The 10,930-nt window shown below is 47.4% G+C and carries 11 protein-coding genes; 4 read left to right on the forward strand and 7 right to left on the reverse strand.

Translation table 11 applies throughout. The features are described 5' to 3' along the window. Positions 1–231, forward strand: a 231-nt coding sequence (locus VIP81_RS21580) for an RICIN domain-containing protein (protein ID WP_331966147.1), incomplete at its 5' end; no start/stop codon positions are given. A 136-nt stretch (positions 232–367) separates the two neighbouring features. Here the strand turns inward: VIP81_RS21580 and VIP81_RS21585 are convergent. Next, the gene (locus VIP81_RS21585; protein ID WP_331966150.1) at positions 368–1,951 is read right to left on the reverse strand and encodes a flavin monoamine oxidase family protein; all 1,584 of its coding nucleotides are present in this window, start codon (positions 1,949–1,951) and stop codon (positions 368–370) included. Positions 1,952–1,987: 36 nt separating this feature from the next. Further along, the gene (locus tag VIP81_RS21590) at positions 1,988–3,928 is read right to left on the reverse strand and encodes a thiamine pyrophosphate-binding protein (protein ID WP_331966153.1); all 1,941 of its coding nucleotides are present in this window, start codon (positions 3,926–3,928) and stop codon (positions 1,988–1,990) included. Positions 3,929–4,166: 238 nt separating this feature from the next. Between VIP81_RS21590 and VIP81_RS21595 the strand changes: the two genes are divergently transcribed. Then, the gene (locus VIP81_RS21595) at positions 4,167–4,523 is read left to right on the forward strand and encodes a hypothetical protein (RefSeq protein ID WP_331966156.1); all 357 of its coding nucleotides are present in this window, start codon (positions 4,167–4,169) and stop codon (positions 4,521–4,523) included. A 6-nt stretch (positions 4,524–4,529) separates the two neighbouring features. On the opposite strand, the gene VIP81_RS21600 is transcribed toward VIP81_RS21595, so the two are convergent. Further along, on the reverse strand, positions 4,530–5,042 hold the full coding sequence (locus tag VIP81_RS21600; RefSeq protein WP_331966159.1) for a methylated-DNA--[protein]-cysteine S-methyltransferase: 513 nt from the start codon (positions 5,040–5,042) through the stop codon (positions 4,530–4,532). A 146-nt stretch (positions 5,043–5,188) separates the two neighbouring features. Beyond that, entirely contained in the window at positions 5,189–5,545 is a 357-nt protein-coding gene (locus VIP81_RS21605) for a hypothetical protein (RefSeq protein WP_331966163.1), read from the reverse strand. Between the two features lie 178 nt (positions 5,546–5,723). Here VIP81_RS21605 and VIP81_RS21610 point away from each other — a divergent pair, with 178 nt between their 5' ends. Next, the gene (locus VIP81_RS21610; RefSeq protein WP_331966167.1) at positions 5,724–6,296 is read left to right on the forward strand and encodes a hypothetical protein; all 573 of its coding nucleotides are present in this window, start codon (positions 5,724–5,726) and stop codon (positions 6,294–6,296) included. Between the two features lie 90 nt (positions 6,297–6,386). Here the strand turns inward: VIP81_RS21610 and VIP81_RS21615 are convergent, their stop codons facing one another. Then, positions 6,387–7,364, reverse strand: a complete 978-nt coding sequence (locus VIP81_RS21615; protein WP_331966171.1) for a GlxA family transcriptional regulator — start codon at positions 7,362–7,364, stop codon at positions 6,387–6,389. A gap of 191 nt (positions 7,365–7,555) precedes the next feature. Between VIP81_RS21615 and VIP81_RS21620 the strand changes: the two genes are divergently transcribed. Further along, complete coding sequence (locus tag VIP81_RS21620; RefSeq protein ID WP_331966174.1) at positions 7,556–8,008, forward strand: YqgE/AlgH family protein; 453 nt, start codon at positions 7,556–7,558, stop codon at positions 8,006–8,008. Positions 8,009–8,039: 31 nt separating this feature from the next. Here VIP81_RS21620 and VIP81_RS21625 read toward each other — a convergent pair whose 3' ends face one another. Both VIP81_RS21625 and VIP81_RS21630 read right to left on the reverse strand, forming a co-directional pair. Then, positions 8,040–8,924, reverse strand: coding sequence for a PhzF family phenazine biosynthesis protein (locus tag VIP81_RS21625; protein WP_331966177.1), 885 nt, complete (start codon positions 8,922–8,924; stop codon positions 8,040–8,042). Between the two features lie 177 nt (positions 8,925–9,101). Further along, positions 9,102–10,930: TonB-dependent receptor (locus VIP81_RS21630; RefSeq protein ID WP_331966181.1), on the reverse strand; the 1,829-nt coding region annotated here is incomplete at its 5' end.

Below are 10,930 nucleotides of genomic sequence, written 5' to 3' on the forward strand. Positions count from 1 at the left end.
AATGCCAGTACGACGAATGGTACGCAAATGGATATCTGGACAACGAATACTTCTTCCGCACAATCCTGGAAGCTGGTATACGACTATGATGGCTATTATAAGCTGAAGCCTAAATGCGCACCTTCCAGCTGCCTGAATGTAAGTGGAAATAATCCGAATAACGGCAGCTCGGCTATCCTCTGGCAGGAGAGCAACGGAGATAATGAACGTTGGGTATTACAGGTTCCATAAGTAAGGATTTTTAGAAAGATGAATAGTCCGGTATTTTTTAGGACTATTCATCTTTTTAATAACTTTTCAATGGCATGGTATTCATAAAGCCACCCCAAAACAAGTATGGAAGCTTGTTTCAGGGTGGAGGAAAGCATTATAATTTCCCGAGCATAATATCTGCCGTTTGCAGGGCGCCTTCTACCCAACCCTGGGCATCAGAATAGGCTTCGCCACAAATGAAAAGTGGACAGTCCTGGATGGGATGCACAATTTTGTCTCGTACCTCCCAGCTTTTTACGCCGATATTCCAGCTGTTCCATCCGCCGCCGAAGGGGTCTTCGCCCCAATCGCGGAAGGCAGCACTTTTTACTTCCGGCGTTGCATTAATATTGTGTACCTGACTCAACTGCCGCGATATTTCTTCTACCATTCTTACAGGCGCTTCATAATCCGTCCATTTCTGATTAAGGTCATATTTTCCGGTAGCTGCTTTTATGGGGAGGTTATCATCTGCACCACGGAAAGCATCCGTGATTGTTTTTGATCTACCCAGTCTCCATGCGAGGCTGCGCTTGGGTCTGAGTCCATCCCAGAAACCGGTGTTGTTGCCATCGTCATAGCTGCCGAGCAGCATCGCCTTTCCTGCTGTAGGCGGGGTGCCATCATCTTTGGGCCAGTAGTAGGTTTGTCGTACGGGTATGTCCGTTACCGTACGACCGGTTTCAATAGGCGGGGTGCCTTCTACTTTCGTCCACCAGGGTTCATCGTAGGTGGTAAAGAGCTTAAACAGTGGGCGACCGGTAACGCTGTTGATCAGCGCATTGATTTCCTGCAGCTTGGGGCTTTGTGGCGACAACAATTCCAGGGAACGGCGGGGCATGGCGAGGATCAGCTGACCGGCGGTGATGCTTTCATCGTTAAAAACGAGGTTGAAAACGTCGCCTTTCCAGTCGAAGCGTTCCAGTTTTTTATTCAGTGAAATGCTGCCACCCAATTCTTCAAAGAATTTTCCGAGTACAATGGGTACCTGTTGAAATCCATTTTTAAAGCCCATGTAATCCGGTGTGATACCAAAATCTGATAGAAACCAGGGGATGGCATCTGCGGCATTCCAGTTGACGAGGGTGGTATCGTAACCGCCTGCATCCAAACTAAACTGATAACCTTCCGGGCTAACTACGCGGTACAGCAGGTTCCAGAAGCCCCATTTATAAAGTGGCAGGCCCTCGAAGGTGGCCACCTTCACCATTTCACGGCGTTCTGCATCAGTAGCGGCGCCTATGCCGGGCACTATTTTTTCGATGGCATCTACGATAATGGTGCCAGGGCCTTTTCCATATTCTGTTTTAGAAAGCCGGTACGGAACTTTCGCAGGGTTGTTGGTGAAATCAGCGAGCCGTAGATGAACCCCGCGCAGGAAGGCGATGTTTTGGTTTTCATCTACCGGAAAATCAAATAATGTAATTTTCTCTGCGGGCGGTAATTGGTCGTTGAGCGCGGTGATCAGCGCCATGGCTCTTTCCTGGATATTCGCCAGTACCCGCATGCCGCCGAGTTCAGCTACCATGTTATCAATGCCGGGTGGTCGCACGGAAAGCAGGCGGCCACCGATATGCCCTGAACCTTCGTAGAGGGCAATTTTTTTGCTGTCTCCATATTTCTGTTTCAGTTTCCAGGCAGTATATACTCCGGAAACGCCACCGCCAATGATTGCGATGTCGACTTGCGCATTAGCCATAAAATGTGTGTTTTGGGTTTATAGGAAATTGTGGTGTTAGAAAATAGTGGGCATGTTAGCCGGTAGTGCGGTGTCGCCCGTTGTTGCCGTGTAAAGTGCTGCGCTGTGATGATGAAAAATATCCAGTGCCGGTTGCTGGAGGTAGTGCTGACTGATAGCAGCCAGACTTCCTGCCTGTGCTTTGCTGGTGGGCGCCTGCGGCGTATCCTGTGCAATGCGCATATCCAGTATGTAGGATGTTTTGTTGTGGAGCACATGCTCGATTCCTCTTTCCACGGCGGCTTTTACATCGGCAGGTGTTTTTACCTGTTCGCCGTTATCTACGCCAAATCCTTTCGCCAGGTTTACATAATCGATATAAGGGCGTTCCAGCCGCAGGTAGCCGGGGTCCATGGTGGAAGGGTGCCAGCCATATCCGGGAGCCGATCCATAGGCTGCTACCACCTGTTGCAGGCCTAGTTGTAACGTATGGTATTCCTGGTTATTGGTGATGATATAAAGAATGGGTAATTGTTCATGCGCGGCAGTCCACCATACCTGTGGATAGAAGAGGGCAGAGCCATCGCCTACGGCATTGATCACGAGCTGCGTAGTGATGCCTTGTGCGGCTTTTGCTTCGAGTTTGATGCCCAGTGATGCCGGCATAGACCAGCCCAGTGACCCACCGGCCACGCAGTAGTAGCTAACGGGTTTGGCGCCGGTAGTGCCTAGCGGAAGGTAGTATTGTAATGGCGCGCCGTCCGAAACGGCTTCGTGTACGTACACATATTTGTCGGTGAGTTGTCGTTGCTCAATGGCATCTTTCAGTGCTTTGGCTATAACTACCGTCCATATTTTTTCCTGCTGCATGGCCTGTTGCAAATAGGCATCCCAATTTTTTGCGCGGGTTAGGGCGAGGTCCTGCAGGGTAGCATTTCTTTCTACTGCATCCTGGGGCGGATTTGCTTTTACGTAGCTGTTGAGGATGGGCAGCGTGGCTTTTACATCGCCGAAGATGGCGGCTTCGCCATAATAGTTTTTGGCAATATCCCAGGTGTTGTTGGTGAGATAGATTTGTTGAAGGCTATCGGGGAACAGGGGGCCATCGGCGTATTTGAATACGGCAAGTTGTGCCTGTGCGCCAAAGCCAACGAGGAATGCCACATCATGATTTTTGAATACGCCCTGTATGGCTGCCTGGCTGCCGGGTAGCTCTCCCTGCCAGTGATAATCGTTGTTGGGGAAATTGGCAACGCTGCTGAAAGTTTGCAGCACTACGGGGGCGCCGATGAGGGTGGCCAGTTCCTGCAGCTCCGCCCATGCGTCGGCATAGCCCACCGCATCTCCGGCTACGATCACCGGATTTTGTGCAGCTGCGAGCAAACCGGCAGCCTGTTGAATCGTCGCATCATCGCCGGTAAAGTGCGGAGAGATGCGGGTTACGCCTTTTACTTTATCGTTGTCACCAATGGCTACCATGGTAAAGTCCCATGGAATAGATACAAACACAGGGCCATTAGGCGGCGCCATGGCTTCTTTAAAGGCACGTTGTAATACCAGTGGAATTTCAGCAGGTGTGCGTACTTCATGCGCCCATTTGGTGTACTGTTTGGCTAAGTCTACCAGGTTGGATGCCAGTAATGGTTCCTGGGTGACTAACTCATTTTGTTGTTGGGCGCAAAGGATCACCAGTGGCATTTCGGAGCGCCATGCGTTGAACAGGTTGCCGATGGTGTGGGCGATACCAGGAGTAATGTGTACTACCAGAACGCCGGGCTTGCCCGTCATCCGGGCCGATCCCATGGCGGCGCCGATCGCAATGTTTTCATGCAGGCATTCAATGTAGCGCACACCGTTGGCTTCGTAACTGGTGCCATCAATAATAGGAATTTCGTTGGTGCCGGGTACGCCAAAAATGTAATGAATACCGAGGTCTTTGAGGATGTCGAACACGTAATCCCGCGTCCAACGGGTTGGGCTGGATGGTAACTTTGTCATAAAGGGAACTGATTAGGGTGAGTGTTAATTACATAGTGATTAGTAACTTGTTATTTTGAGTAATGACGACTGTTATTTTGAGATTTATTTTAAAGGATAGTATCCGTTAAATGTAAGGGTTAGGAGTCCGATGTAATCGGTATTGCTAATATAGGGATGATTTCTAAAAGCAGCTAAAATTTTTTTGCAGACTGTAACATGAAGTGTCTTTTAAACGTTCAACGAAAAATGCGACCCTATGAAATTTATGTACTGTATGCTTGTAGCAGCATTGCCCGTTCTGGCCTGTAAGAAAGATAAAAATAAAGACAAGGCAAAAGCCTGTGGCATTGAAAACCCTGCTGTTAATATTCCCTGGTTAAAACATACGATAGACAGTTTCCTGGTGCTTAAGCAATTCGGAGAGGCGAGGGTGATTACCTACAATGGTCAGGATTATATTAACGTGCAACAGGCTACATTATCCTGTTGGGCTTGCGGTTTGTATACCTGTGATGGCCGGCGTTTAACCCATCCGGCAGACAGTGCGCTGTACGCTCAGATTTCCATGAATGGTTTTCCTAACTCAAAGGTGATTGCAAGATTTGGGTACTAGTATTTGCTACCAGGCTATTTCAAGTTGAACATCGCTGCTTTTCGCCCCTTCCAGGGATAGCAGTGCGGCCTTTGCTGGGAGTCCTCCGGCGAATCCTGTGAGGGCTCCTGAGGTGGCGATCACGCGGTGGCAGGGGAGGATAATGGAAATAGGATTTTTACCGTTGGCGGCGCCTACTGCACGCACCGCTTTTGGATTACCCAGCTGATGTGCTATTTGCAGGTAGCTACGGGTTTCTCCATAGGGGATGCCCGCCAATGCTGTCCATACTTCTCTTTGAAAGGCAGTGCCTATTGGGTCGAGTTTAACGGAAAAAGTCTGCCGTTTACCTGCAAAATATTCCTTAAGCTGCTGCTCCGTTTCCAGTAACACCGGATGCGTATCATTTTTAATATCGGCTGTTGCACGTACCCGTGCAGGGTGGTCGTTTTCCCACAATATTGCAGCGAGTCCTTTGTCGCTGCCAATCAGTGTAAGTTGTCCTACCGGCGAATCCATGTATTTATAAGCGTATGCCATTGCGTATCTGAATTGACAGCAAGTTATAACACTTTTCGCTTTTCTGACTTCCAGGGTTGTTAATTACCTTCCTGCAAAAGCAGCTGTCATTTCCAGCTACCCCTGCTAATAATGCCCGGTCATGCTTTCGCAGGAAGGGTTATTCATTAATAAATGTAGGCAAACACCGTACTGCTAATGTTTACGTTGAAGGTAGCACTCCCGGTGGAAGTGGTAACAGATTGTGAGCCAAAAACAAAAGTGCGTGTACCGGGTGCAGAGGCGTACATGTTGACCGTATAATTTCCGGCCGTCAACGGACCGTAAGAAGAACCACTATTGGGGTTCAGATAGGCGCTTACGTTAGTAGGTCCGTACAGGTAGATAGCACCCATATCAGACGTGCCGTTACTCACGTTCAGGCCAATACTAAAAAATTGGGAGCTGCTCTTTTCCGCATGGAGGATTTTCAAGGGTATTACAGCGATAGCGCAAATGATCAGGAAACAAAATAGTTTTTTCATAACAGTACTTGTTTGATTTGAGGTAGCTGCCAATGGCAGAGGGTTACAGAATTCATGACAATATAATGCCCGGTTACCACAAATGCAATAAGGATTATTGTGTGATAAATTTTAATCATCTACTATTGCATTATCCGGAGGGATTTACCTAAATTAAAGCCTTATTTAAAAAATTATGATGCGCCACTTATTCAGACTATGCCTGTTACTTTTCATTTGTTTGCCTGCAATGGCACAAAAGTCAGCGAACGAATTACATTATACCAGCAGCCAGCGGCAGTTAATTACTGTGTATAAAGGCACCATTTTCGTGAATGGTAATAAAGCTTTTATTTTCCATGAAGATATTATCAACTATCCCAGCAGACGCAACAAGCTGGTGGAAAATGGTTCCTCCGTTTTCCTGTTTTTGGAGGTGAATGGCAGTCCGAAAAAGAACCGGATGTATGTATTCAAAATAGATCACTCACTGGCAGATTCTGTGTTAAATACCATCAGCTCTGATGTGAAAGATTATGACCGCGACGGTGATCTGGAATTTGGCGGCAGCGATATAACACAAACTTATCCCGCTGCGGATTCCATGTATTACGTGCCGTCAAAGTTTTATGAGATAAAGAAGGGTAAGATTACTTTTGATGAAGAACTGACTACCACTACCGACAAAAAAGTAAATGGCATCTATCTCGAAAATCCATACGACGGTAACGGAAACCTGAAAGTGATACCGAAGTCCAAGAAGCGAAACTAAAGTTTCACTTCTCCCGAAAAATAATAATATAAACAGGCTTTGGGTATACGTACGCAAAGCCTGTAGTATTTTAGGATCACCTGTTTACAGCTATGCCCAGGCGGTTTCTTTATTGTACTTTGCTTTGTAATCCAGGGGAGACAGACCCGTAATTTTTTTGAAGATTTCCCTGAATGCTTTATCATCTGAATAGCCCACTTCCATCATCACCTCAAAAATGCTTTTCCGGCCTTTTTCCAGGGTGCTTTTTGCTACTTCTACTTTCACGCGTTGCAGGTATTCTACCGGTGTGTTACCGGTGGCCTTGATAAAACGTCTGTCGAAATTTCGCCGGCTGGTAGCCAGTTTCGAGGCCAGTTCCTCAAAGGAGATTTTTTCCTGCAGGTTTTCTTCAATATAGGTTTGGGCCTGGGAAATCAATTCATCGCCATGGTTCTTTTGCATTTGAAAGATGTGGAACGGCGACTGAGACGACCTTTCAATATCAATCTGGAAAATTTTTGAACAGTAAATAGCGGTCTCTCTGTCGAAATACCGGGCTACCAAAAAGAGGATCAGGTTCAAAAACGAGTACCCGCCACCGTTAGTATATATTCCCCTTTCGGAAGTGATCAGTTTTTCGGGTTGTAGATTAACATGTGGAAACAGCCGCTGGAAATCGGCCGACAAGTTCCAGTGCGTGGAACAACTTTTGCCATCCAGCAAGCCCGTAGCTGCCAGTAAAAAAGCACCGGAGCACATGCTGGCCACTTCTGCACCTCCTTTGTATTGTGCGGTAATCCAGTTAATAAGCGCGGCATTATTTTCCACCAGGTCAGCATCATAGGAAACAGAAGGGATGATCAGCAGATCGGTTTTTTTGATCTCGTTTAACGATACCGGATAAATAGAAAAGAAGCCGTGATCTAATTTCAGCTCAGCTACGTAACCGGCTATACGTATTTCCATCATGGAAGGGTGACCCATCTTTTGCCAAAATGAGTTTGCTCCGCTCAGGATTTCAAATGAACCTGTGATGCTGCTGAGATTAACATCCCCTTCCGGAACAATGATGGTAACTTGTTTCATCGATGATCTTTTGGTAAAGATACTTATTTGGATGGTTTTGTAACGGGCACTTCCAATAAGTGGTGTGGGACCTGCCAGGAGAGGTTTTAGGCGGCTGGGAACCCTGATAAAGTGTATCTTCGCCCAGACATAGGAGGTAATTGTAAAACCGCTCCGAAATGTTGAATGAGTAGCACATGATAACTGCAGGAATGTATATAAGCGCCACGGCGTTGTTGGATGACAGCTTTTTTGAGCAGGCGATATTGGTTATCGCCGAATGCAATGAAAAAGGAGCCATGGGCTTTGTGATCAATAAAGTCTTTCCCCGCAGGTTCAATGAACTGGAAGAGTTTAAACACAGTATTCCGTTTCCGCTATATGAGGGCGGTCCGGTAGATCAGGAACATCTCTATTTTGTGCATCGGCGGCCCGACCTTATCGGCGGCGGCGTATTGGTGGCAGATGACCTTTACCTGGGAGGCGATTTTAAGGCGGCGGTTACGCAACTGAATAACAAGACAATATCAGTGGATGATATCCGGTTGTTTATTGGCTATTGTGGCTGGGATGCGCAGGAGCTGGAAGCGGAAATAGCGGAGGGCAGTTGGGAAGTTTTGGCGCATGAGAAACTGTTTGAAAAAAATGGCCCGCCGTCTATTTAGTACATCGCCGGCGGGTGTAGTCTTGGACGCATCACACATAAATTTTTCCTTCCATGACAATGGCAGCCGAGCCACTCACCCAGATGCCATCATCCACTACCTTTACGCGAATAGTAGACGGATGTTCCACATATTCCCCTTGCAGGATCAGGAAATCCTGATCTTTTCTGATATGGCCAAGCATGGCCAGATATCCTGCCAGAGGGCCGGCAGCAGTGCCGGTAGCCGGATCCTCATCAATGCCTATTCCCGGATTAAAAAATCTTGTCTCCGCCAGGTATTTTTCATGGGCGGTATTTGTTGTAAACAAATAGTATCCTTCAAAGCTAAATTTTTCCGAGATTTCTTTCAACAAAGATTTATGTGAAATTGCTTTTTTAAGCGCGATCGCATCTTTTACCGGCACCATTAAATGTGGCACTTCTGTTTGTACAATATGGATGGACCAGTCATGCAGCGAAAGCTCATCGCTGCTCAATCCCACTGCACGGGAAATCAGATCCACCGGCACGGTGCCGGTTATTTCGGCGGGCCTTTGCTTCATGGCCACAAAAGGTAATCCGTTTTCTTCGGTAATATGCAGCGGGATCTTTGTGTCACTGATGTACACATAGGGCTGCCCGTCCTGATTTTTGAAAATATCCCATTTTTTTAATAATGCCAGACAAACCGCTCCCAGCAGGTTATGGCCGGCGCCGGCTACTTCAAATTTTGCAGGCGTAAATGATCTTACTTTAAAGGCGTTTAACTCCGTGGAGTAATGTACAAATGAGGTTTCTGAGTAGCCAAATTCCCGGGAAATATCGTGGTATTGTTTCAGCGTAAGCTCGTTGTTAATATGCACTACGGAAAGCTGGTTGCCTTTATATCGCTGATCGGTGAATACGTCTAATACGTAGTAATCAAGTTGGGTCATTTTTCTTTTTGATTTGCGGATAAGTAATGGTTCAAAATTAGCCCCCAATAAGGTGCTGGATCTTCTGAAATTTTCAAGGTTTAATAATATACTACGGTCTTCAACAATACTTACAAAAAGCGCCCTGCTACTGCAACGGCAGTGCCAGGGCGCTTTTTGTAAAGTAGTCCGGCCACTTTAGTTAGACGGACTGAAATTATAGCGAATCGTCACACCATAGGTGCTCGGATCACCCAGTACGGCGGCATATTGTCCTGCGTTGCCTGCCGCCACAAGTAATTGTTCGAAATAATTTTTATTGAAGATATTACGTCCCCATATAAACAGTGATACACCTTTTACGGCGCGGAACCCGATCCTGCCGTTCAACAGCACATAGCCGTCAACGTTAAGGAACGGAGAAGGGGATGGGCTGGAAGAAAATTCAGAGCGATAGTATCCGTCCAGTGCGAGGAAGTATCTTCCGCCCTGTGACAGGAATTTTCCACCGGTAGATATTTCTCCGCCGAGAGAAGCCGTCCATTTGGAAATGCCGGGTAGTCTGCCTCCTGAAATATCCTTGAATGCGCTGGGACCTCCGGTTTCTTCCAGTGGTACGGGTGCATTTTTGAAGGACTTGTATTTACCATCCGTATAAGATACAGCGCCGAAGAGCGTGAATTGATTATTGAACCGGATATTACCATCCAGTTCTGCGCCACGTACCTGCACTTTTTCTGCATTGGCCAGGTAGCCGCGGTTTACGCCCAGTTCTGCAGTTTGTACCTGTGTCTGGAAATCCTTGATATCTGTATTATAAACAGAGAGGTTCAGTGTAGAGGAGGCAGATGGGGTTGTTTTGATCCCTACTTCATAGTGCTGCACGTATTCAGGTTTGATCTCTGCCAGTTCCAGCATAGGTTTGCCGTTGGCGGTGGGAAGTCCGCCCAGGTTAAGTCCTATTGGTTTATAGTTGGTAGAAAAGGTAGCGTAGGTATTGATGTTGTTATTGGGTTTAAAAGAAACGGTCAACTGACCGGTGAGATTTGTGTTATCGGTGTTGGCGTTAAATGCCTGATCTGTATACACGATCGCCTTCAATGCCAGCAGTGCTGGGTCGGTTGTTTGAAGACCGCCGTATGTTTTACGGTTGAAATCCAGTTTCTTTTCGTCGTAGTTATAGCGCAGTCCGGGGAGCACATGCAGCTTTTCAGTGATGGCCCAGTCCAGTTGTCCGAATACGGCGGCGCTAAGTGTTTTCAACCGTGAGGTCGTACGGATGCCGTAGCCATCGAGTAATCCCGGGGTTTTCCATAACTCGCTGGTAGTAGTTTGTGAGAAGCGCCATTGTGCATCACCGGATTCTTCGATGTGTACGGGGTCTGTTTTAAGATCCTGTCCAATTACAAATACACCGATCACGCCACTGAGTTTGGAAGAGAAATTACCGGCATACCGTACTTCCTGTGACCATTGCTGGTGTTTGGAGGTAGCTTGTGAGAGAGACAATACAGACAACCCGGTAAAGTCACGGTCGTTGGATGGATCCCAGTTCCAGTAGCGCCAGGCAGAAGTGGCCGTGAGGGTACCGCCGCCTATTTTCGCGTCGAGGTTCAGTGACAAACCGCCCTGGTCATTGCCGGAGCGCCACGCGGTATTATGATCAATGACCCGGTCGAAGGGGTTGCGGCTGGGGAGTTCGTAATTGAGGTCGGCGATGATATTGTCGAACTGCCGGTAAGCAGGTCGTTTTGTTTTTACCACACCGGCTACTACCTGTGCATAGCCATCCGGGCGCTGTTTGGCGGCATCTCCGATGAAAATAAGATTCACTTTGTCGGAGGGCGTGTACAGCAATTGTAACCTTCCGCCGATGTTGTTGATGTCATTGATATGTTTCTGAGTGGTCTCATTGTAAATGGTACCATCACGTTGAGTACCGGAGAAGGATACCTTGCCCGCCAGCTTCGGGGCAATGGGACCGTTGATCGATGCTTTTGCCTGAATATAGCCATAGTTGCCATAGC

It is taken from the genome of Chitinophaga sp., from assembly GCF_036566945.1.
Taxonomy (GTDB): Bacteria; Bacteroidota; Bacteroidia; order Chitinophagales; family Chitinophagaceae; genus Chitinophaga.

What these genes read in the sequence shown, in the direction of transcription:
- VIP81_RS21590 (WP_331966153.1), bottom strand. Translation starts at nt 3,928, where the DNA reads ATGACAAAGTTACCATCCAGCCCAACCCGTTGGACGCGGGATTACGTG.
- VIP81_RS21585 (WP_331966150.1), bottom strand. Translation starts at nt 1,951, where the DNA reads ATGGCTAATGCGCAAGTCGACATCGCAATCATTGGCGGTGGCGTTTCC.
- VIP81_RS21615 (WP_331966171.1), bottom strand. Translation starts at nt 7,364, where the DNA reads ATGAAACAAGTTACCATCATTGTTCCGGAAGGGGATGTTAATCTCAGC.
- VIP81_RS21620 (WP_331966174.1), top strand. Translation starts at nt 7,556, where the DNA reads ATGTATATAAGCGCCACGGCGTTGTTGGATGACAGCTTTTTTGAGCAG.
- VIP81_RS21600 (WP_331966159.1), bottom strand. Translation starts at nt 5,042, where the DNA reads ATGGCATACGCTTATAAATACATGGATTCGCCGGTAGGACAACTTACA.
- VIP81_RS21625 (WP_331966177.1), bottom strand. Translation starts at nt 8,924, where the DNA reads ATGACCCAACTTGATTACTACGTATTAGACGTATTCACCGATCAGCGA.
- VIP81_RS21595 (WP_331966156.1), top strand. Translation starts at nt 4,167, where the DNA reads ATGAAATTTATGTACTGTATGCTTGTAGCAGCATTGCCCGTTCTGGCC.
- VIP81_RS21605 (WP_331966163.1), bottom strand. Translation starts at nt 5,545, where the DNA reads ATGAAAAAACTATTTTGTTTCCTGATCATTTGCGCTATCGCTGTAATA.
- VIP81_RS21610 (WP_331966167.1), top strand. Translation starts at nt 5,724, where the DNA reads ATGCGCCACTTATTCAGACTATGCCTGTTACTTTTCATTTGTTTGCCT.